The sequence below is a fragment of the Leisingera sp. ANG-Vp genome (assembly GCF_000813725.1).
Classification (GTDB): Bacteria; Pseudomonadota; Alphaproteobacteria; order Rhodobacterales; family Rhodobacteraceae; genus Leisingera.
Map to the genome: position 1 here is coordinate 1 of NZ_JWLD01000062.1, position 22,269 is coordinate 22,269.

Annotated in this window: 20 protein-coding genes; 6 read left to right on the forward strand and 14 right to left on the reverse strand. The window is 62.3% G+C overall.

The features are described 5' to 3' along the window. Positions 1-316: 316 nt before the first annotated feature. The 3 genes from RA20_RS26315 (at position 317) to RA20_RS18260 (ending at position 5,786) form a co-directional block, all read left to right on the forward strand. Positions 317-2,767, forward strand: coding sequence for a calcium-binding protein (locus RA20_RS26315; RefSeq protein WP_052249062.1), 2,451 nt, complete (start codon positions 317-319; stop codon positions 2,765-2,767). Between the two features lie 483 nt (positions 2,768-3,250). Further along, positions 3,251-3,607: a hypothetical protein gene (locus tag RA20_RS25475; protein ID WP_152618545.1), complete on the forward strand. Its 357-nt coding sequence runs from the start codon at positions 3,251-3,253 to the stop codon at positions 3,605-3,607. A gap of 130 nt (positions 3,608-3,737) precedes the next feature. Next, a complete protein-coding gene (locus tag RA20_RS18260; protein ID WP_039132077.1) occupies positions 3,738-5,786 on the forward strand; it encodes a molybdopterin-dependent oxidoreductase in 2,049 nt (682 codons plus the stop codon). Between the two features lie 57 nt (positions 5,787-5,843). Here RA20_RS18260 and RA20_RS18265 read toward each other — a convergent pair whose 3' ends face one another. Together RA20_RS18265 and RA20_RS18270 are read right to left on the reverse strand one after the other, a co-directional pair. Continuing rightward, on the reverse strand, positions 5,844-6,560 hold the full coding sequence (locus tag RA20_RS18265; RefSeq protein WP_039132080.1) for a type 1 glutamine amidotransferase: 717 nt from the start codon (positions 6,558-6,560) through the stop codon (positions 5,844-5,846). 25 nt (positions 6,561-6,585) lie between these two features. Beyond that, positions 6,586-7,782, reverse strand: a complete 1,197-nt coding sequence (locus tag RA20_RS18270) for an MFS transporter (RefSeq protein WP_039132082.1) — start codon at positions 7,780-7,782, stop codon at positions 6,586-6,588. 286 nt (positions 7,783-8,068) lie between these two features. Here RA20_RS18270 and pdxR point away from each other — a divergent pair, with 286 nt between their 5' ends. Continuing rightward, entirely contained in the window at positions 8,069-9,490 is a 1,422-nt protein-coding gene (gene pdxR, locus RA20_RS18280; protein WP_039132086.1) for a MocR-like pyridoxine biosynthesis transcription factor PdxR, read from the forward strand. Here pdxR and maiA read toward each other — a convergent pair. From maiA to hmgA, 8 genes are all read right to left on the reverse strand, one after another. Then, entirely contained in the window at positions 9,473-10,117 is a 645-nt protein-coding gene (gene maiA / locus RA20_RS18285) for a maleylacetoacetate isomerase (protein WP_039132088.1), read from the reverse strand. The genes pdxR and maiA overlap by 18 nt on opposite strands. Positions 10,118-10,175: 58 nt before the next feature. Next, the gene (locus RA20_RS18290; protein WP_039132090.1) at positions 10,176-10,718 is read right to left on the reverse strand and encodes a VOC family protein; all 543 of its coding nucleotides are present in this window, start codon (positions 10,716-10,718) and stop codon (positions 10,176-10,178) included. Further along, positions 10,715-10,930: a DUF2783 domain-containing protein gene (locus tag RA20_RS18295; protein WP_039132189.1), complete on the reverse strand. Its 216-nt coding sequence runs from the start codon at positions 10,928-10,930 to the stop codon at positions 10,715-10,717. The genes RA20_RS18290 and RA20_RS18295 overlap by 4 nt, the downstream gene beginning before the upstream one ends. A gap of 5 nt (positions 10,931-10,935) precedes the next feature. Continuing rightward, positions 10,936-12,546: an FAD-dependent oxidoreductase gene (locus RA20_RS18300; protein ID WP_039132092.1), complete on the reverse strand. Its 1,611-nt coding sequence runs from the start codon at positions 12,544-12,546 to the stop codon at positions 10,936-10,938. Between the two features lie 21 nt (positions 12,547-12,567). Further along, on the reverse strand, positions 12,568-12,852 hold the full coding sequence (locus RA20_RS18305) for a hypothetical protein (protein ID WP_039132095.1): 285 nt from the start codon (positions 12,850-12,852) through the stop codon (positions 12,568-12,570). A gap of 6 nt (positions 12,853-12,858) precedes the next feature. Continuing rightward, positions 12,859-13,809 (reverse strand): MBL fold metallo-hydrolase, encoded by a 951-nt coding sequence (locus RA20_RS18310; RefSeq protein WP_039132097.1) that lies wholly within the window; start codon positions 13,807-13,809, stop codon positions 12,859-12,861. A gap of 11 nt (positions 13,810-13,820) precedes the next feature. Beyond that, complete coding sequence (gene fahA / locus RA20_RS18315; RefSeq protein WP_039132100.1) at positions 13,821-15,077, reverse strand: fumarylacetoacetase; 1,257 nt, start codon at positions 15,075-15,077, stop codon at positions 13,821-13,823. A gap of 100 nt (positions 15,078-15,177) precedes the next feature. Beyond that, a complete protein-coding gene (gene hmgA, locus RA20_RS18320; RefSeq protein WP_039132103.1) occupies positions 15,178-16,533 on the reverse strand; it encodes a homogentisate 1,2-dioxygenase in 1,356 nt (451 codons plus the stop codon). Between the two features lie 72 nt (positions 16,534-16,605). Here hmgA and RA20_RS18325 point away from each other — a divergent pair, with 72 nt between their 5' ends. Beyond that, on the forward strand, positions 16,606-17,046 hold the full coding sequence (locus tag RA20_RS18325) for a MarR family winged helix-turn-helix transcriptional regulator (RefSeq protein WP_039132105.1): 441 nt from the start codon (positions 16,606-16,608) through the stop codon (positions 17,044-17,046). 51 nt (positions 17,047-17,097) lie between these two features. Further along, positions 17,098-18,330 carry an adenylate/guanylate cyclase domain-containing protein gene (locus tag RA20_RS18330; protein ID WP_039132108.1) on the forward strand — a complete coding sequence of 411 codons (1,233 nt, stop codon included), beginning with the start codon at positions 17,098-17,100 and terminating at the stop codon, positions 18,328-18,330. Positions 18,331-18,347: 17 nt separating this feature from the next. Here RA20_RS18330 and RA20_RS18335 read toward each other — a convergent pair whose 3' ends face one another. From RA20_RS18335 to rplS, 4 genes are all read right to left on the reverse strand, one after another. Beyond that, entirely contained in the window at positions 18,348-19,157 is an 810-nt protein-coding gene (locus RA20_RS18335) for a division plane positioning ATPase MipZ (protein WP_039132110.1), read from the reverse strand. 110 nt (positions 19,158-19,267) lie between these two features. Then, the gene (locus RA20_RS18340; RefSeq protein ID WP_039132112.1) at positions 19,268-21,367 is read right to left on the reverse strand and encodes a DEAD/DEAH box helicase; all 2,100 of its coding nucleotides are present in this window, start codon (positions 21,365-21,367) and stop codon (positions 19,268-19,270) included. Positions 21,368-21,476: 109 nt separating this feature from the next. Beyond that, on the reverse strand, positions 21,477-21,698 hold the full coding sequence (gene rpmE / locus RA20_RS18345) for a 50S ribosomal protein L31 (RefSeq protein WP_039132115.1): 222 nt from the start codon (positions 21,696-21,698) through the stop codon (positions 21,477-21,479). 11 nt (positions 21,699-21,709) lie between these two features. Continuing rightward, complete coding sequence (gene rplS, locus RA20_RS18350) at positions 21,710-22,084, reverse strand: 50S ribosomal protein L19 (RefSeq protein WP_039132117.1); 375 nt, start codon at positions 22,082-22,084, stop codon at positions 21,710-21,712. Positions 22,085-22,269 lie beyond the last annotated feature (185 nt).

The following is a 22,269-nucleotide window of genomic DNA, read 5'->3' on the forward strand; positions in this document are numbered from 1 at the left end:
AATTCAGATGGGGCACTCCAATGCCTTCCGGGCCAAACCGCCAGAGGCGCCGAATACAAACACGGAAGCATTCACCTCCAACCAGGAGGAGTGAGCGGATGCGCCTCACGAGCTTGTGGTGCTCTTTTTGCATCTCTTAGCCGGCTGCGAGGCCAGATCAGCCTCATTGCGTGGAGGACTGCGGTTTTACCGGTTAAAATTGCTTGAAGTATCGACGGCTGCGGCCGGAATATTATCTTGTGTTTTTTCTCCCGGTTGCATCCGGGAGCTCCGAAGGGTGCGGAATTTGCACCGTGCAAACCTTGGCGAGGCCTGAATGGCGACGATTAGATTTTTTGAACCTTTTACTATCGGCACGGAAATCGTGGCGGAGTTCACGGTCACCAGCAGCAGCATCCGGTTTACCGGCCAGAATGGATTCCGGGCCGAGTACTTGGCGGCTGAAGGATCATCCTTTGAACTGATCCCAGGACCCGGCTCTGCCTTTTCGATAACTGGCACAATCGGTTCCTACCGGCAGTACCAGCCGTTCAGCTGGACTGAACCGGTTTTCACGGTAACCGGGCTGTCGCTTGATGCAAATACTGTAGTCGCGGATCCGGATATCACCACAGAGGCATTCCTGGAACTGTTTTATGGCGGTTCTGACACGTTCATAGGGTCTGATTTCAATGACACGATAGACGGCCTGTCGGGTGATGACTTGCTCCAGGGCGGTGCCGGGGACGACAGCTTGACCGGCGGGCTGGGAGACGATGTGCTGCAAGGCGGTGCCGGCAGTGACAGTTTGGATGGCGGTGCCGGAAATGATGTGCTGGCAGGCGGCGCCGGCGGGGACCGGATGGCCGGCGGTTCCGGCAACGATACTTATTTTGTCAACTCCGTAGACGATCTGGTAACAGAAGGGCTGACGGCAGGGTATGATGAAGTCCGCAGTTCGCTGGCGAGCTACCGTCTTACCGAAAATTCAGAAGCTCTCTTCTTGCTGGCCAATGGAAGCCTTACTGGAACCCGGGAGGGAACCGGCAATGGGCTGAACAACCTCATCTATGGCGCGCAGGGGGCAAACAATAGCCTGTCCGGGGAAGGCGGCAACGACACTTTGAACGGAGAGGCTGGTGCGGACACGCTCCAGGGCGGTTCAGGCTCTGACCTCCTCCGTGGTGGAGACGGCGCAGATTCTCTATCTGGTGGAGACGGTGCCGATACGCTGGAGGGCGGAGATTCCAACGATGTGCTGAGCGGCGGTGATGGCAATGACATGCTGTCAGGCGGCGGCGGCGCTGACGTGCTAAACGGCGGCGCAGGGGCTGATACGCTCATTGGTGGTGATGGAAATGACACGCTGCGTGGCGGCAGCGGTGCCGATAGCGTGACAGCGGGTGACAGCGGTAGTCGGCTGCAGGGTGAAGACGGCGAAGACACTTTGACCGGCGGTGCCGGGAGCGACACGCTGCAAGGCGGCAATTCCAACGATGTGCTGAGCGGCGGCGATGGCAATGACAAGCTGTCAGGCGGCGGCGGCGCTGACGTGCTAAACGGCGGCGCAGGGGCTGATACGCTCACTGGTGGTAATGGAAATGACACGCTGCATGGCGGTTCGGGCGCAAGCCTCCTGAATGGCGGCAGCGGTGACGACAGCCTGACAGCGGGCGACAGCGGCAGCCGGCTGCAGGGTGAAAACGGCGATGACACTCTGATCGGCGGCGCCGGGGCCGACACGCTGCAAGGCGGCGGTGGCAACGATGTTCTATCAAGCGGTGGCGGCGCGGATGTGCTGGGCGGCCGCGGAGGTAATGACAGCCTGACCGGCGGCAATGGTGGCAATCGGATCTCTGGCGGAAGCGGCGTTGATACGCTGAACGGTGGCGGTGGCAGCGATACGCTGGACGGCCAGAGCGGCAGTGATGATTTGGACGGCGGTGCCGGTGCGGATTCACTGGCCGGCGGGCGGGGCAACGATACCCTGTCCGGTGGCGGCGGAAGCGATACACTGGGCGGGGGCCTGGGCAGCGACTCGCTTGAGGGCGGTACTGGGGCGGACACGCTGATCGGTGGCTCGGGGAATGACACGCTTCTCGGGGAGGAAGCAGGCGATCAGCTGAATGGAAACGACGGTGAGGATGTGCTGAACGGGGGCGGCGGCAGCGACACTCTGTCCGGCGGCAGCGGGCGCGACACGCTGGATGGCGGAGCCGACGCGGATGATCTGCGAGGCGGAACCGGTGCCGACAGCCTGACCGGCGGGGCCGGGCTGGACACTCTTGCGGGAGGAGGCAACGCGGATGAGCTGGACGGAGGCAACGGCGCCGATGTTCTGAGCGGCGATGGGGGCGGCGATCAGCTGACCGGCGGCGGTGGTGCAGACACCCTCACCGGGGGCCTGGGCGCCGATACTCTCAGCGGGGGCGCCGATGCGGATGTATTTGTCTTCAACAGTTTCGATGAAAGTCGTTCTGGCGGTACACGGCGTGACGTCATTACAGACTTCAACGACAACACGGACCAGATCGACATCAGCATGATCACGGTGGAGGACGCCTATATCGGCCTGTCTCTGGAGGAGGGCAATTTCGACATCACGCCGCCGATTGTGGACTCGCCTTTTGAGATCGTTATTACCGTCGAGGACCACGAAGACGGCATCCTGCTGACGGCAGAGAACCTTAGCGAGGATCCGGTGCGCTCTTTGTTTGATGCTGATTTTGAAATCCTGATACTTGGCGATCATGATCTGACGTCCAGCAACTTCTTCGGAATCGATTAGGACAGGATGACGCTTGGTCGGCTGAAAACAGCTTGAGCAAAAGCACAGGTGTTTCCCACTTGGCACTTTGAGCCGGGACAGGCATAGCTGCAGGATAAGCTGACAGCGGCAGGACAAGAAAATGAGGCTATTATGAACGGACCGAAATACACAGTGGCTTCCTCCGCTTTGCTTTCTGCTGCGCTTTTTCTTGCGCCGGCAATGGCTGCAGCCGCGGCAGCTCCGGCAGGCGGCGTACAGGAAAACGGGTTTGCGGGTTTTGTGCACCTAGCGCAGGTGCGCGGTGATCCGGCCGGGAGCACTTCCTCTGGCGGAGGGGTTTCCGGCGGTAGCGGCACTGCCGCTGACCAGGGCGTGACTGGCCCCACAGGACCTGCAGGGCCTGCTGCGGTTTCAAATTCAGTCACCAGCAGTGTGGTGGCGGCCATCAGCGTTTCAACAGCAGCATGCGGGGCTGTTGGCCCGTCTTACCGGACCGACTGCTTGGCCAAAGAACTGAAGGCGCTGGTGAAGCAGCTGCCGGCCAGGGGCGATTACGCGGAGGCCCGGGAGGCACTGGCTGAGGCGGCGGACAGCCTGGCGGACCTGTCCCGCCGGAACCGGGACAACAGCCAGCCGCGGCTGCAGATCACTGTTCAGAGCGACAACCAGGCATCCCGCCGGCCGGTTGCCGCAGTAAAGCCGGACACTGCCGCAGAAACAAATGCCAAGGCTTTGGCCATTCTCGAGGAGACGACAACAGTGCTGCTGCGCTCGGCCGCAAGCAACAGCGACGTTGCGGTGCACTATCAGCGGATTGCTCAGGCGCTGAATTCCAGCAAGGTGCTGCTGCGTTCGTAATTTCTGCAGCCGGCTGCCGAAATGCGGCCGGCAAGGCAGATTGGCCTGCTCATTTTCTCAGGTTTTGGATATTCGGAAGGACCTCCTTGCAGAGGTAACCTCAGGAAAACCCTTTTTCCTGAGGCCCGTGATGACCAAGCCAGCTTCCGTAGAAACCCTGCCCAGTGTTTGCCCTCTGGATTGCCCGGATACATGCAGCCTGACTGTGCACACCCGGGATGGCATGATTACCGGCGTGAAGGGATCCCTAGCGAACCCCTTTACCGATGGTGTGATCTGCAACAAGGTCGCTCGCTATTACCCCGATTTCGTTCATGGGGAGGCCCGTCTGAAACACCCGCTGAAACGGTCCGGCCCCCGGGGTTCCGGGCAGTATCAGCGGATCACCTGGGAAGAGGCGCTGGATCTGATCCACGAAGGCTTCAGCCAGGCGATTGAGGCGTTTGGTCCGCAAGCCGTGTTGCCCTTCAACTATGCGGGGCCGCATGGCGAACTGGCTGCAGGCTCGATGGACCGGCGGTTCTTCTACAAGATGGGCGCAACTATGCTCAATCGCGGACCGCTCTGCGGGGCAGTGCGGGGGGGTGCCTATAACAGCCTGTTCGGTGCGGCGCCCGGCATGCCGCCGATGCAGGTCCTCGAGTCCGATCTGGTGCTGGTCTGGGGCAACAATGTCACCGTGTCCAACCTGCACCTCGCGCCGCTGTTGAAGCAGATGCGCGCCAAGGGCGGCAAGCTGGTGATCATCGATCCCAAACGGATCAAGATCGCCGAGCAATGCGACATGCATATTCAGCTCAAGCCTGGCACCGATGTGGTGCTGGCCATGGGTCTCGCAACTGAGTTGGAGCGGCGGGGTGCGCTGGACAACGGCTTTATCGGCCAATGGGTCGAAGGATTTGATGCCTATATGGCTCAGGCCCGGCAATACAGTGCGAAGGAGGTGGAGCGCATCTGCGGAGTAGAGGCCGGAACCTTCCACGCGCTGGCGGATCTGGTTCAGGCGGCCAGGGCAATGGCCTGCTCTTTTGGCAATGGCATCGAGCGGGGCCGTTCCGGCGGCTCCGGCCTGCGGGCGGCGATGGCACTGCCTGCGCTCACCGGCCACCACGGGCGGCTGGGGGCCGGAGTTCTTGCCAAATCCGGCATTGCCACGCCCAAGACGCAAGACCGGCTGCACGGCAATCACTTGATGAAACCGGGGACCCGGGTTTTCAACATTGTTGACCTGGCCGAAAAGCTGCAGGACAAAACACTGGATCCGCCGATCAAGGCCACGATGATCTACAACCACAACCCGGTGGCCACCCACCCTGATCAGGCCAGCTTGATAAAGGCGCTGATGCGCGAGGATCTCTTTATTGCCGGCTGCGACGTTGCCATGAACGACAGCATGGCCCTGTGCGATGTGATCCTGCCCGCGGCCAGCCATTTCGAGTTTGATGACATCTATGGCGCTTATGGACAGAACTTTTTGCAGAGGGCTGAGCCGGTTATCCCGTGCGTGGGTGAAAGCCTGCCCAATACCGAGATCTTCCGCCGGCTGGCAGCGCGTTTCGGCTATGATGATCCGGTCTTCAAGGCCACTGACAAACAGCTGATCGATGAAGCCATAGACGCAGCGCATCCGCAGCTTGAAGGGCGCCGGCCCAGCGAGATTCCGGTCAATCAGGCTATTGAGATGACGGCGGCAGACAGCCAGCCGATGATCATGTGCAAGACCGTGATGCCCGCCACGCCCTCGGGCAGGATCGAGCTGTTCTGCCAGGATTACGAGGACCGGTTCGGCTTTGGCGTGCCGCGGTATGAGGCGGTGCAGCCCGACCAGCCCTTTGTGCTGATCACTCCCAGCTCGGACAAGCGCACCAATGCCACCTTCGGCAGCAATGCCGCTTCGCAAGGGCGGGAGATTGTAGAAATGAACCCGCAGGATGCTGCGGCCAAGGGCCTGGAGGACGGGCAGAAAGTGACCGTTTGGAATGGCCAGGCCGAGGTGGTCTTGCAGCTGAAAGTGAGTGATGCCACGCGGCCAGGCGTGCTGTATTCACCCAAGGGGACCTGGCGGGCGACATCTGAGACCGGATTTACGGTGAACGCGCTGATCCCGGCCAATATCCGCACCGATGTTGAAGATGGTGCCTGCTACAACGAGACCTTTGTCGATGTGAAAGCCGGCTGAACCAGCCGCTGCTGACATGCGGACGGCGCAGGCCTGTAAAGCCTGCGCCGCAACGTGTCAGCAGCGGACGGCACGCATGAAGTTGCCGAAGAGCGTTTCGGCCGATTTCAGAAACTGCGGCATCTGCGCACTGGCTGCAGCCCGCAATTCGGAAGTTCCATTGCTGCCCAGGGTATTCACCAAGGCGTCGTGATAGGCTGGAATCGCCGCCCAATTATCCACCGTATCCGGCTCCACTTCGACGTGGTATTGCATCGACCAGGCGTTGGTGCCGATCCGCATGGCCTGGATCGGACAGTCCGGGGAACTGGCCAGAACCTCGGCCCCGTCCGGAGCCTGTGCCACCCGGACCCCATGCCATTGCAGGCATTTCTGCTGTGCCGGAAGCCCTTGCATCAGCGGGTCGGTGCGGCCGGCGGCTGTCAGCTCCACATCCAGCACCCCGATCTCGGCCGGACGCTGCGGGCCGCAGGTGCCGCCCAAGGCATCGGCTAGCAGCTGGTGGCCCAGGCACAGGCCCAGATAGGGCTTTTGAAGATCGCGGACCCAGGTGCGGATGGCGGCCTTCTCAGTGATCAGCCAGGGGTGTTCCTCGACATCCCAGACATCCATCGGGCCGCCCATCACCCACAGCGCATCGTAATCCGCCAGGTTGGGGATCTGTCCGCCCTCGTCCAGCTGAACCACATCCCATTCAATACCCTCGCGCCTTAGGAACATCCGGAGAGAGCCCGGATGCTCGCAAGCGACATGCTGAAAGACGAGAAGTTTCATAGGCTTCCTTTCCTGTTGAAGAAGATTACCGCGGATTGGCCGCGTTTGCAGCCGCAGAGGTGCGTGCGGACAGCGCCCGGATCAGCGCCATGGTGGCCTCGATCCCGGCCAATACGGCCACCAGGACTAGCAGTGCGGCAGAACCCGTCTCGACAATCATCCAGCCTGCCAGCAGGGGGAAACCGAAGATCCCGATGAAATAGGTCAGGGCAAAGAGCTGCAGGGTTTGCGGCAGCAGTTCCGGCTTGGCGTCATTTGCGGCCATTGCGGCCAGCACCGGATAGCTCACCCCGTAGCCGATCCCGAACAGGAAGGCTGTGGCCAGGTAAGCGGGCAGGCTGCTGCCGCTGCCAAGGAACAGCACCACGGCGGCGCACATCACATACTGCAGCAGCGCAATGGTCAGATAGGGGTTCCGGCCGCCTTTGAACCGGGCCAGCACCACCCGGAACACTACCACGGTAATGGTATAGGCAAGGAAGTAATCGGCGTATTCCAACTCCCGTTCGCCGGCGAAAACGGTTTGAAAGTTGTTCATGCCGGCAAAGACGCTGGCCCCGATACAAACCATGATGACCGGCAATCTGGCAGGAGAGCGCAGAATAGCGGCAACGGCGGACAGAGACAGGGAAGATCGGACCCCGGGGCCGGCGCTCTCGGAAAAACGGCGCACTGCGCCGGTCACGGCAAAGAACAGCAGCGCCGCCAGGGTGCAGAGACCGGCAGTGGCAAAGAAGGCGTCATTCACCGTGAGACCGGCGGTCTCCATCATCGCGGCCATCACCGGCGACAGCCCGAAACCACCCATCACCGCGACGGAAAGAATCGCGAAATACCGCACCCGCTCCTCTGTACGGACCAAGCGGGTCAGCACGATCGGCGACAGTGCATAGGTCAGCCCCCAGCCGGCGCCCAGCGTGAGGCTTGCGAAAACCAGCAGCCCCCCGGTGCTATCAGCCAAACCATAAGCTGCCAGAGCGGCCGCGATGGACAGGCAGGCGGCGCCCAGGGTGCGGACCCGGCCGAACAGGTCCGACAAATGGCCAGCGAAATAGACGGTGGTCAGCGTTGCGGCTGCGGTGATGAACAGCATCAGTCCCACCATCTTTTCATTGGCGCCGAATTGTTCGAACAGGCGCGGCAGCATGAAGGTCAGGCCATAGGCCCCCGCCTGCAGGAAGCTCGCCAGGTAGAACAGGGAAAACATGGCTAGCCGGGACATCAGGCTGTCTCCTCGTTTTGCAGAGAGAGATGTGCCGGCGCTGGTGTTTTCCTGGTCCGCAGTAACGGCCATGCAAGCGCGGGCCGCCATGCGGACTGCGGTGAGGTGTGTGCAGGCCAGTCCCAAAGGAAAAGCACCATCCCGCGCTGCACGCCCCACAGAACATCCAGAACAGCCATGACGAACCACATCTCCGGTCCTCCTCGAATTGATGACAAGGATGGATTGCCATGGATTTGGAGTGTTATTAATGTCCAAAACTGAACTAAAAGGACATACCAAAGCGATGACGACTACTCCCTGGTTGGCCTTCTCGATAGATCGGGCGTCAAAGAAACCGGTCTTTGAGCAGATTTGCGAAGCGCTGCGGCAGAGTATCATCGGGGGCAGCCTGGCCGAGGGGGCTAAGCTGCCGCCGACCCGGGTTCTTGCCACGGAACTGGGGGTGTCGCGTTCCACAACGGTTACGGCCTATGAGCAGCTGGTGGCAGAGGGCTATTTGCACAGTCAGCGGGGATCAGGCTTTACGGTCTGTGCCGTGGGCGAGGCGGACCTGGCGGCAAAGCCCGGACACCGGCCCCAGACGGAAGACGAAGCGCAGGTGAAACTGCCGCTGCCTTTTGAAGCAGGGCAGCCGGACATGCGCCTGTTCCCGCACCGGCAATGGGCCAAGGCGGTTGCACGGGTTTGCCGTACCACTCCGCAGCTGATGCTGATGGGCGGCACTGCGGCCGGGAACTTTGAGCTGCGCAAGGCCATTGCTGCGCATGTGGCCGAGTGGAGGGGAATCGAGGCCTCGCCGCATCAGATCCTTATTACCGCCGGCTCCACCGACGCCCTTGACCTTTGTCTGCGGGTGCTCAGCAGCCGGGGCGAGGTGATCGGGCTGGAGGATCCCGGCTACGCACCGCTCCGCCACATTGCGCAATTCCATGGTTTGCAGCCTGCCTATCTGGAAATCGATGAACAGGGGGCCAAGCTGCCGGAGGCAGAGTATTCCCCCCGGCTGGTGATCCTTACACCTTCGCATCAGTTCCCGCTTGGCGGTGCGATGTCGCCAAACCGCAGGCAAAAGTTCATCTCCTGGGCACAGGCCACAGGGGGCTGGGTCATCGAAGACGACTACGATAGTGAATTCCGCTACGCCGGGCGGCCGATCCCGGCAATGGCAGGCTTCGACCGGTTGCGCCGGGTAATCTACGTGGGCTCGTTTTCCAAGATATTCTCCAACTCCCTGCGCCTTGGCTATGTGGTCGTGCCCGAAGATCTGCTGGAGCAGTTCCGGCCCGCTATTGGCCGTTCGGGCTTGCGCGCCAGTTACATGCCGCAGCAGGCCCTGGCCGAATTCATGCACTCGGGTGAGTTCTACCGCCATTTGCGGCGGGTGAGGCGGACGTACGGCGAGCGGCGGAAATTCCTTTTGGACCGGCTGGTTCAGGACTTTGGCGGGCTTGGCTGGTTCCGCGATCATCAGGCCGGCATGCAGACGGTTTTGCACCTGCCCGGCTCGGTGCACGACAAGGATGTTGCCCGCCGCGCGGCAGATCAGGGTGTCACGGTGCAGCCGCTGTCCAGATTTTCAGCCAGTGGAGCGGGACCCAACGGGCTGCTGCTTGGCTTTTGCGGGTTTTCCGAAGCGGAGATGTCACCCGCGCTGGATGTGCTGAAGCTATGCCTTGAGGTGGGCACGTCAGCTGCTGGCGGCTAGGGTTTCGTCCGGGTGGGCCGCCGCAAATGCGGGATGTGCTGCGCAGGCGGCCTCCACTGCGCAGATCCGTGGCAGGTCCGCAAAATCCGCTTCCCAGCGCCGGGCATTGTAAAGCTGCGGCATCAGGCAGATGTCAGCCAGGCCCGGTACTTCTCCAGTACAGAAGGGCGCCTGCCCGAATTCAGAAAGCAGAACCTCGAACGCCTGCAGCCCGGGCCGGATGAAGTGCTGCATCCAGGCCTTGGGCATGTCTTCTGCGCCGCCGCTGAGATGTGTGGCCTGTTTCGCCACTTGCAGGTTGCAGACCGGATGCACATCCACCGCTACCGAATGGGCCAGCGCCCGGACCTTTGCGCGCTGCCTGAAGTCCTTGGGCAGCAGGCCGAGATTTCGTGTCTCGTCCAGGTAATCGAGGATCGCCAGCGATTGGGTCAGCCGCAGCCCGTCGATCTCCAGCACCGGCACCAGCCCCTGCGGATTGCGGGCCAGGTGCTCCGGGCTTTTATGTTCGCCTTTGACCAGGTCTACTGAGACTGCGGCGTAGTCGATCCCCGCAAGGTTCAGCGCGATGCGCAGCCGGTAACTGGCGGACGAGCGCCAGTAGTCATACAGAACCGTGTCGCCCATCGGCGTCCTCCCCTTTGAAAAAGGCAGCCGTGAGGGCTGCCTTCCGTGCCGGCCCGTGTCAGGCCTTGCTCAGTTCCTTGGCGTGCAGCCAATCGGCGTGCTGGGGCGCTTTCTTGGTCTTGGACCACTCCTCCAGCATCTCCCATTTGACCGCATCAAGCTTGGCCAGCATGGCCTCTTCCTGCGGGTCCGGGCAGGCGAGCTCCACCCGGTGGCCGTTCGGATCAAAGAAGTAGATCGAGTGGAAGATCGAGTGGTCGGTCACACCCAGCACTTCGACGCCATTGGCCTCCAGATGCTCCTTGAACTGGATCAGCGTCTCACGGTCCTTCACCTTGAAGGCGATGTGCTGCACCCATACCGGCGTGTTGCGGTCGCGGTCCATCTCGGGCTTGGTCGGCAGCTCAAAGAACGCAAGCACATTGCCGTTTCCTGCATCCATGAAGATATGCATGTAGGGATCGGGCTCATGCGTTGACGGCACATGGTCCTCGGCGATAGCCAGGACAAAGTCCATCTTCAGCATTTTGTTGTACCACTCCACCGTCTGCTTGGCGTCCTTGCAGCGGTAAGCGACGTGGTGGATCTGTTCTATTTTCAAGCGGTATCCTCCCCAGGTTTCAGCGCGGCAGCCGCCAGCGCCTGTTTCAGGATCGCGCGTTTTCCAATATGGTTGGCCAGCACCAGCACCAGGCGTGCGTTCAGCGCATCGCTTTCGGCTTTGCTGAGGCCCTCATGTGCCGTCAGAAGATCGGCATAGAAATCATCGGCACCATTGATGTTCGGGGTCAGGATCAGCTGGTCTTCGGTCATCTTGATCACTCCTTGCCGATAGCCCGGCGGATTGCGTGCCGGAACTGGTTTTCGTCAAAGCTGGGGCGGCGGGCGGCCACATGCTGATCCGGGCGGATCAGGTAGACGCCGCTCTCATGTTTGCCCAGGTAGCGGTCTTTCAGCGCCAGCGTCTTGTCATCCTTCACCGACAGCGCCAGGCGGGTGACCTCGATGCCTTGCTCCTCGATCACATCGGGGGCATCGGCGTCGATGGTGAGCAGCACGAATTTGCCGCCCAGCTGGTCCAGAAGGAATCCGTCGCCCAGCGGCGCGTCGGGGCAGGAGGAGCCCGGCCGGGTCCGTTCCGGCCCGTCCAGCGCATCCGCCGAGTTCAGCGGCGAGCCGTCGTAGGTGCAGGGCACCGACAGGCGGCCGGAGTTCACCAGCGGGCGGGCGAACTCGTAGTGCTCGGACAGATCCAGCACTGCATCGCGCAGCACCCGGCTCATCTCTGATTTCGGGGTAATGAAATCGGTCGAGCGCGAGGAATTCAGGATGTTCTCATCGGCACCGTGGACACGTTCCACGTCATAGCTGTCGAGCAGGCTTTCCGGCGCCTTGCCGTCGATCACCAGCTGCAGCTTCCAGCACAGGTTGTCAGTGTCCTGCACGCCGGAGTTGGCACCGCGGGCACCGAAGGGCGAGACCTGATGCGCGGAATCGCCGGCAAACAGCACCCGGCCATGGCGGAACTGCTCCATCCGGCGGCACTGGAAGGTGTAGATCGAGACCCATTCCAGCTCGAACTTCACATCCTCGCCCAGCATCGCCTTGAGGCGCGGGATCACGTTCTCGGGGCGCTTCTCGCGCTCCTTGTCGATGTCCCAGCCCAGCTGCAGATCGATGCGCCAGACGCCATCGGGCTGCTTGTGCAGCAGCGCCGACTGGCCTTTGTTGAAGGGCGGGTCGAACCAGAACCAGCGTTCGGTCGGGAAGTCCGCCTCCATGATCACATCGGCAATCAGGAAGTTGTCCTCAAACACCCGGCCGACGAAATCCAGCCCCAGCATCTGCCGGGTCGGCGAGCCCGCGCCGTCACAGGCAATCAGCCAGTCGGCTTCCAGATTGTAGGAGCCCTCGGGCGTGTCGATTTCCAGCGTCACGTGATCCGGGTGCGTGCCGATTGCCGAGACTTTGTTGCGGCCGCGGATTTCGATCGGCGCGCCCTGCTCCTGCAGCTCGCGGACCCGTTTCACCAGGTATTCTTCGAAATAATACTGCTGCAGGTTGATGAAGGCCGGGCGTTTGTGGCCGTCTTCGGGCAGCAGGTTGAAGTCATAGACCTGGCGGTCGTCGAAAAACACCTTGCCGACGTTCCATTGCACGCCCTTGTCCACCATCGGCTGGCCGCAGCCGAGCCGGTCGAGGATTTCCAGCGGCCGTTTGGCAAAGCAGATCGCACGGGAGCCGAAGCTCACCTTGTCGTTGTCGTCCAGCACCACCACTTCGGTGCCCTGCTGTGCCAGGTCGATGGCAGCAGCCAGGCCGACGGGGCCTGCACCGATCACCACCACCTTGCGGCGGGCGGGGGCTGCGGTGTCCTCATCCGCGTGGTGCGCATAAGGGTACAAGGGGACTTCAAAGATCTTGTTCATGGGGCTCCTCCCAGGCAGATTTCAGGAAAGCCGCGGAGCCAGCAGGGCGAAACCTGCGATCACGGCGAACATAACAAGTGTCAGCAACAGTAGACGGCGGCGTTCCTTGCGGTCTTTGTCCGAGGTCAAAAACTCCGCGTAGGCTCTCAGGGAGTGGCCGACCCAGGTGAAATACCCGCCACCGGTCCGTTTCAGATCTTCCTCAGAACGCTTGCTGATGCGCCACAGTGCCAGGAACATGGCGGCGGTCCAGGCGGCGAACACCAGGCCCATGAGGATCAGAAACAGGATGCCGGCCAGCCCCATCGGAGGTTACCCCTGCAGGGCTTCCCACATTTCCAGATCGCGCTGGGCGGTCCAGATGCGGGGGTGCGCAATGCCGCGGGCCTCGTCATAGGCGCGGGCGACGTTGAAGGGCAGGCAGTGCTCGTAGATCGCGTAGTCTGCGAACTTGGGATCGCATTCGGCGCGGACCGCGTCCCAGGCCTCTTTCAGGGTTCCGTTGCGGGCGGCGACCCGGGCCGCCGGGCGGTAGGTGCTCTCGACAAAGTCGCGGGTGTTCTCGATGGCGGCATTGACCATCTCCTTGCCGACCAGCGCATCGCCGCGGCCCGGGGCAATCGCGTCCACGTCATAAGCCTTGATGTTGTCGAGGGTCTGGCCCCAATCGGCGAAATGGCCGTCTCCGCAATAGCAGGCCGAGTGGTATTCAACGATATCGCCGGTGAACATCACGTTCTGGTCCGGCACGTGGATGACAGCGTCGCCAGCAGTATGGGCGCGGCCGATCTGTTTGATGTCGACCCGGCGGTTGCCGAGGAAGACAGTCATTTGATCGGTGAACGTTGTAGTGGGGTAGGTCAGGCCCGGGATGCTTTCGTGACCTTCGAACAGCCGGGGGAACCGCTGGAATTCGCTGTCCCAGTCTTCCTGTCCGCGCTCCAGCACCATGTTGTAGGCGGCATTCGACATGATCACCTGCTGCGCGCCGAACGCGCTGGCACCCAGAACCCGCACAGCGTGATAGTGGGTCAGCACCACATGGGTGATCGGCTTGTCGGTGACTGAGCGGACGCATTCGATGACCTTGTTGGCCAGCCGCGGGGTGGCCTGCGCCTCGACGATCATCACGGAGTCATCACCGATGATGACGCCTGAGTTCGGGTCGCCCTCGGCGGTGAAGGCATAAAGCCCCTCGCCGATCTCATCAAAGGTGATCTTCTTTTCGGTCAGGTCCCCTTGGGACGCAAAAGCTTTTGCCATGATGGTAATCCTTATCGTGCGAAGGGGTCGTCAAGAGCGGGAAGGACAGTTCCGGTGCAATCACCGAAGCCGATGGTGTAGCCATCGCCCTTGGCCGCGCCCTTCAGGGTCAGCGTGTCGCCGTCTGCGATGAAGGAGCGTTCCTCGCCGGTTTCCAGCGTCAGCGGCTCCTTGCCGCCCCAGCTCAGTTCCAAGAGCGAGCCGCGGCTTTCCTTCACCGGACCGGAGATGGTGCCGGAGCCAAGGAGGTCGCCTGCGTTCATCGGGCAGCCCGAGGTGCTGTGATGCGCCAGCTGCTGCGCGGCGGAGTAGTACATTTCCTTGTAGTTGGTCCGCGCGATGGTGGAGGCCTCTTGGCCCTCCGGCGCCATGGTGACTTCGAGATCGATGTCATAGAGCATCGGCCCGCAGTCTTTCAGGTGGTCCAGCAGTTCCACCTCCCTTTCCGGCGTGTCGCAGCGGAACGGCTCCAGCGCCGGTTTGGTGACGATCCAGGGAGAGATCGAGGTGGCGGTCGCTTTGGCCTGAAACGGTCCCAGCGGCTGGTATTCCCAGGCCTGGATATCGCGCGCCGACCAGTCGTTCAGCAGCACGTAGCCAAAGATGGCGTCATCGGCTTCCTGCACCGAGATCGGGCCTTCGGAGGGCGTGCCGACAATCGCGCCCATCTCCAGCTCAATGTCGAAGCGTGCGCAAGGCGCCCAGCGGGGGGCGGCATCGTTCGGCCCCTTCAGCTGACCCCAGGGACGGCGCACATCTGTGCCGGAGACCACAACGGAGGACGCCCGGCCGTTGTACCCGATCGGGATATGCAGCCAGTTCGGCGGCAGCGCGTTTTCAGGCCCGCGGAACATGGTGCCGACGTTGAAGGCATGGTTCTTGCCAGCATAGAAGTCGGTGTATTCGCTGACCGCAAAAGGCATGTGCAGCTCGGCATCCGCCGCAGGCACCAGCAGAGGTTCCAGCTTCTCCTGCTCGGCGGCTCCCTCGGACAGCAGCACGGTCAGGCGGTCGCGCAGGGCCGCCCAGACGGCAGGCCCTTCTTCCATCAGATCGTTCCAATAGGGCACGTCGAACAGCGGTGCATCGCCCAGCTGGACCAGCCCGGCCTCTTCAGCGGCCTGCATGTCCAGGACCATGTCGCCAATGGCCACACCGCAGCGCGGGTCGTCGCCATCAACGGAAAACACGCCGTAAGGCAGGTTGTTCAGCGGGAAAGGGTGGTTCGCATCATTGGCCGAGGCCACCCAGGATTTCAGCAGAGGCATATCGTTTTCCTGTCATCAGCCCATCCGGGCTTCTTCTTTGTCCAAATACTCCGGGGGTGAATGGGCCGGGAGCGGCCCAGAGGGGGCAGCGCCCCCATCTTCACTTCAGTCCCGGGGTGCCGTCGAACTTCTTCTCGATGTCGCTCCAGCAGTCGATGTAATCATCCTGCAGCGGCGCCTCCTTGGCTGCAAACGCAGTCAGATGCTGCGGGAAGCGGGTCTCGAACATGAAGGACATGGTGTTCTCCAGCTTCTCCGGCCCGAGGTTGGAGTTTGAGGCGCCCTCGAACGCGTTCTTGTCCGGCCCATGCGGCAGCATCATGTTGTGCAAGGACATCCCGCCCGGCACAAACCCCTGCGGCTTGGCGTCATACTGGCCGTAGATATTGCCCATCAGCTCTGACATGATGTTCTTGTGGTACCATGGCGGGCGGAAGGTGTTCTCGGCCACCATCCAGCGCTCGCGGAACAGCACAAAGTCGATGTTCGCGGTGCCCGGCACGCCGGAAGGCGCTGTCAGCACGGTGAAAATCGATGGGTCCGGGTGGTCGAATAGGATCGCTCCCACCGGGCAATAGGTGGTCAGGTCGTATTTGTAAGGCGCGTAGTTGCCGTGCCAGGCGACCACGTCCAGCGGCGAATGCCCGATCCTGGTCTTGTGGAACTGGCCGCACCATTTGATGGTCACGGTCGAGGGGGTCTCGCGGTCCTCGAATGCTGCCACCGGCGCTTTGAAGTCGCGCGGGTTGGCCATGCAGTTGGCACCAATCGGACCGCGGCCGGGCAATTCGAACTTCTGGCCGTAGTTCTCGCAGACAAAACCGCGGCAAGGGCCTTCCAGCACCTCTACCCGGTAGACCAGCCCGCGCGGGAGGATGGCAATCTCCTGCGGTGCCAGGTCGATGATGCCCAGCTCGGTTGCAAACCGCAGCCGGCCCTCCTGCGGCACCACCAGCAATTCTGAGTCAGCCGAAAAGAAATAGCTGTCTACCATCGATTCAGTAACCAGGTAGATGTGGCTGGCCATGCCGACTTGGGTGTTCACGTCGCCTGCGGTGGTCATGGTGCGCATACCGGTGAGCCAGGTCAGCCCCTCATCAGAATGCGGCACCGGATCCCAGCGGTACTGACCCAGGGAAATCACGTCCGGATCAACACAAGGCGCCGACTTCCAATGCGGCAGATCGATCTTCTCATAGCGGTGCGAATGCTTGACCGAGGGGCGGATCCGGTAAGTCCAGGTCCGCTCCGGCGGGTCGGCGGTAAAGGCAGTGCCGCTCAGCTGTTCGCCGTAAAGGCCATAGTTGCATTTCTGCGGGCTGTTCATGCCCTGCGGCAGCGCCCCGGGCAGCGCCTCGGTTTCAAAGTCGTTTCCAAAGCCGGGCATATAGCCCGTGTTCGGCCCCGCAATCGAGGGAGCCTGCATCATTTCATGGGGATCGGCTGGCCGATTCATCGCGCGTTCCTCCTGTCTCTGCTTGCGGAATATTAGTTGTTTTTGTAACTAACAAGGGAGAGGGGACGCCAAATGGACAAAAAAGATGATTTTGCTCTGCAGGATTTCCTGCCCTACCTGCTGAACCGCGCGGCCGAGGAAAGCTCGCTGGGTTTTCAGAAGCACTACAAGAACCGTTACGGCATGCTGCGCACCGAGTGGCGGGTGCTGTTCCACTTGGGCAACTACGGGCAGATGACGGCCAAGGAAATCGGCGCGCGGGCCAAGATCCACAAGACCAAGATCAGCCGGGCGGTGGCCAAACTGTCCGAGAAGCGCTTTGTGACCCGCACCCGCGACGAAAACGACCGCCGCGCCGAGCATTTGGCGCTGACTACGGCGGGAGAGGCCGCTTATCTGGACCTGCGGGAGCACGCCTTGGAGTTTGACGCAAAGATGTGCGCCCGTTTCACCACCGGCGAGGTTGCAATTTTGCGCTACATGCTGCGCAATTTAGCAGAGATCGACCCATAGACATTGCCGGGGTCAATACCCAGATAAGGCAGCGGGACAAAAGGTGAATGCATGATACAGATTGATGTCAATTCCGGACCGCTGATCGCCTGGCTGATGGACCAGGGCCTGCAGGGCACCAGCCAGCAGGATCTGCTGGACGGCTACTGCCAGCGCCTGACCGAAGCCGGAGTTCCGCTGATGCGTTTTCACCTGGCGCAGCGGGCGTATCACCCGGAGTTTGGGGGCATCGGCATCCGCTGGATCCGCGGCGAGAGCATCACCAGCCAGCATTACGAGTATCAGGAGAACCCGGGCGAGGATTGGCTGAACAGCCCGTTCTACCGCTTGCTGCAGCAGGAGCTGCCGGAACTGCGGGTGCAGATGGAGGCAGGCCCGCCGTTTGACTTCCCGGTGATCGATGAACTGTACGAGGGTGGCGCCACCGATTATTTCGCGGCCGGTTTGCGGTTCCATCCGCCGGAGGAAAAACCGGCGGATCCGCGGCGCCCGGGTGAAGGCATCCTGGTGTCCTGGACCACCGACCGCAAAGGCGGGTTCTCCAGCCGCGAGCTGGATCTGATCCGCACCACGCTGCCGCATCTGGGGCTGGCGCTGAAGTCTTCGTCAAACCGGCAGATTGCCAGCGACCTTCTGCAAATCTACCTGGGCCGCGATGCGGGCAGGCGGGTTCTGTCCGGCGAAATCCGGCGCGGATCCTCGCAGAAAATCGATGCCGTGATCTGCCTGTTCGATCTGAAAGGCTTTACCCAGCTGGCCGAACGGCTGCCGGGTGAAGAGCTGATCGACATGCTGAACGGCTACTTCGGCCTGGCGGTCGCGACCATCCAGGCCCATGGCGGCAATATCCTCAAGTTCATGGGCGATGGCATGCTGACCATGTTCAACCTTGGCAGCATCGAGGAAGACGCTCACGCCGCCCTTGCCGCAGCAAACGAGCTTTGCGGCAAGGTCCGCGCCTTCAATGCTGAGCGCGAGGCCGAGGGGTTGCCCACGGCAGGCTTCACCCTGGCCCTGCACGCCGGCGACATCCTCTATGGCAACATCGGGGCCAATAACCGGCTGGATTTCACCGTGATCGGCCAGACCGTGAACCAAACCGCACGGATTGCCGGCATGCACCGTTCAGTGGGCCAGAGCATCATCATGTCCGAAGAAGTGATGAAAGCGGCCAAGGGCACCGAGCATGACCTGGTATCGCTCGGCCGCTACATGCTGCGCGGTGTGGCTGATCCGATTGAGCTGTACACCATCTACCGCGGCAGCTGCGGCTGCGACGGCTGACCGGCCCAGGGGCTGGATCAGATGCTGATCTCGACCCCCGGCAGGTTCACTTCCTTCATCATGTCGCGCAATTCCTGCCGCGCGGCGACGTTGGAGATGTTCAGCTGCTTGACACCGATGTCCTTGAGATCCAGCAGCGTCAGTCCGCGCGGGAACAGCTCGCGGAAAATCACCCGCTCGGAAAAGCCCGGCGCCACGCGGAAGCCGATCCGCTTGGACAGCATCTTGATGGCGCGTTCCATCTTTTCCTTGTTGACCATGCGCTGGGTGCCGACACGGTTGCGGATCACGATCCAGTCGATCGGCTTCAGCCCGGCCTGCGCGCGCAGCTGGCGGGCGTTCCAGACCATCTCGGAATAAACCGACGGGCCGGTGATGCTCTCGCCCTTCTGGTCCACATGGGCCAGCAGGTCGAAGTCGACAAAGCTGTCGTTCAGCGGGGTGATCAGCGTATCGGCCAGCGAATGCGCCACCTGGCTGAGGCGGGTGTGCGAGCCGGGGCAGTCGATCAGGATGAAGTCATGGCCGGGCTCCAGCGCCGAGACAGCAGCGGACAGGCGGTGGTCATAGATGTTTTCGCCGGGCTGCAGGCTGGCCGGGTCGATCTCCGGCAGCTCGTGCATTTCCACCATCGGCAGCTCCAGCCCCGCCTTGGTGCAGAACTCCTTGCGGTTCTCCAGGTAGCGCCCCAATGAGCGCTGCCGCAGGTCCAGGTCCAGCGCTGCCACCTTGTGGCCCAGCCGGGCCAGGGTGGTTGCGACATGCATGGAGACAGTGGATTTGCCTGCGCCGCCCTTCTCGTTGCCGACGACAATGATATGCGCCATGTACCGGTCCCTTTGTTCGTGCTTTTCGCACGTCTTTAGCTTTGAGCCCCTGTATAGGCTCTGGTTCCGGCCAAGAAAAGCTGTGTGCGCAGGCTGGTGAATTTAGTGTTTCACCTGTGTTTCGAAGGCCCCGCCGGTTTGCGCTTCGGACGGGCGTCGCCGCCCTTTCCCGGCTTCGGGGCCATTGCAGCTGCAGCGGCGCGGGCCTTGTTCTTTTTGCTGTTGGGCTTGCCGACCGGCGGTTTGGGGCCTTTGGCCTTGAACGGCTTGGCCGCAGGTGCGCCCGGCCTGGTCATCCGCTTGGACGGGTCCGAGGCGCCCTTGGGCTTGGGTTTGACCGCCGGATCGGGTTTGGGGCCGCGCTCATCCTTGCGGGCCGGTTTGCTGTCCCAATCTTTGCGTGCGGGCTTGTCGCCCCAATCCTTGCGCGCGGGTTTTTCACCCCGCTCCTTGCGTTCAGGCTTCCCGCTCCACTCCTTGCGGGGCGGCCGGCTGTCTTCGCTGCGCTCGGGTTTGGCACGGTACGGTTTAGAGCCGTCTTCCTTGCCGCGGTGCGGTTTGGGTTTGCGGTCGCCCTTGAAGCCGCCCTTCGGGCCGCCGGCGCCGCGGCGCGGGGCCGGGGCCAGCTCGGGGGCCTCCGCCAGCTGGGTCAGCACTGCGCCGGGTTCCAGTTCGGTCTTGCCGCCCAGTGCCTTCAGGAAGCCCTCGACTGCCCCTTCGCTGATCTCAGCAAAGGTCTCGTTGTCCTGCACCCGGATCGCGCCAATGGCGCCGCGGTCGATATCGCCCGCCTTGCACAGCATCGGCAGTACCTTGCGCGGGTCCGCCCCGGCCTCGCGGCCGCCGGACAGCGAGAACCAGACCGAGGGACCGAAAGGCTTGCGCTCTTTGCGTTCCTTGCGCGGCTCCTGCGCATCCGCCGGGCGCAGATCTTCCGGCGCCGAGTGGCGGCTGCGGAACAGGCGCAGGTATGTGGCGGCAATCTGTTCAGCGCTGAAGGTGTCCAGCAGGGTCTGAACGCCTGCGGCCTCGTTTTCTTCCACCGGCTGCTGCCAGACCGGATCGGCCAGCATGCGCTCTTCGTCGCGGGCCAGTACATCGTCGGCCGAAGGCGCCTCGCAATGCTCGGCGTTCAGCTTGGCCCACTTCAGCAGGCGCATCGCCTTGCTGCGGGCCTTGGGCGGCGCGATCAGCGCGCTGACGCCCTTGCGGCCCGCACGTCCGGTGCGGCCTGAACGGTGCAGCAGGGTTTCATGGTTTGAGGGCAGCTCGGCATGCACCACCAGCTCCAGTCCCGGCAGGTCGATGCCGCGTGCAGCCACATCAGTCGCCACGCAGACCCGGGCGCGCCCGTCGCGCATCGCCTGCAGGGCATGGCTGCGCTCGGTCTGGGACAATTCGCCCGACAGGGTCACCACCGGCAGGCCGCGGTTGGTCAGCCGCGCCGCCAAACGGTTCACTGCCGCACGCGTGTTGGCAAAAACGATGGAACTGGGTGCTTCGTAGTAGCGCAGCACGTTGATGATGGCGTTTTCAGCATCGGCCTGCGCCACGCTCATCAGGCGGTATTCGATATCTGCGTGCTGCTTGGTCTCGCCGGCAGTTTTGATCCGCAGCGCGTCTTTCTGGAAGGTTTCGGCCAGGCTGGCAATTGCCGGCGGCACGGTGGCCGAGAACAGCAGGGTGCGGCGATCCTCGGGCGCTTCGCCCAGAATGAATTCCAGATCCTCGCGGAAGCCGAGGTCAAGCATTTCATCGGCCTCGTCCAGCACCACGCCGCGCACCTGGCTGAGGTCGATGGAGCCGCGCATGATGTGGTCGCGCAGACGGCCAGGGGTGGCAGCGACGATATGGGCGCCACGCTCCAGCGCCCGGCGCTCGTCGCGCATATCCATGCCGCCCACGCAGGAGGCAATCCGTGCGCCTGCGCCGCGGTACAGCCAGCCCAGTTCGTGCTTCACCTGCAGCGCCAGTTCGCGGGTCGGGGCAATGATCAGCGCCAAGGGAGCGGCAGCGTCGCCGAACGCCTCGTCTTCACCCAGCAGCGTTGGCGCCAGCGCCAGGCCGAAGCCGACAGTCTTGCCGGAACCGGTCTGCGCCGAAACCAGCAGGTCGCGGCCATCCACGTCGGACTGGGTCACGGCCTCCTGCACTTGGGTGAGGGTTTCATAACCGCGTTCTTGCAGCGCGTCTGCCAGGGCTTGTTTCACGAGGAGATCTGTCTTTCCCGCAAGGGGCACGCCCCGGCGTCAGAAGAAAAAGAAAGAAGGCTGCCCGACCCGGGCAGCCTTCGGAATTTGCTGAAATGCAAAGCGAAGCTTAGAAGCCCAGGCCTTCGTATTTCTTTTTGAACTTCGACACGCGGCCGCCGGCATCCAGCAGGCGCGAGGTGCCGCCGGTCCATGCCGGGTGCACGGTGGGGTCGATGTCCAGAGCCAGCTGATCACCTTCGCTGCCCCAGGTGGAGCGCATCTTGATGATGGTGCCGTCGGTCATCTTGACGTCGATGAAGTGGTAGTCGGGATGGGTGTCTTTTTTCATGATACCACTCCTCAGGCTTTTTTGGGCTTGTAGTGTGCGTCTTCTGCGATACGCGCGGACTTGCCGCGGCGCGAGCGCAGGTAGTACAGCTTGGCGCGGCGCACGCGGCCGCGGCGCACAACGGTGATGCTGTCGATGTTGGTCGAATGCAGCGGGAACACACGCTCCACGCCTTCGCCGAACGAAATCTTGCGGACGGTGAACGAACCGGCAATGCCCGAACCGTTTTTACGGCTGATGCAGACGCCTTCGTAGTTCTGAACGCGCGAACGCGAACCTTCGGTCACCTTGTAGCCGACACGGATGGTGTCACCGGCTTTGAAGTCGGGGATCTCTTTCCCCAGGGCGGCGATCTGTTCCGCCTCCAGCTGTGCGATCAGGTCCATCGCAACTCTCCTAATCTGCCTGCGGTTCATTCCGCAGAGGTTTGTGCCGTCATGAGAGCTCCTGGTCTTCACCGGGTCCGCTGCTGCGCCCGCCAGAGATCACGCCGTCTGTTCCTTGCTGCCGGAGGCCGGATCCCGTGAATAAACCGAAGAAGGTTTCAGGTGGACGATCCAACAGCCAGCGG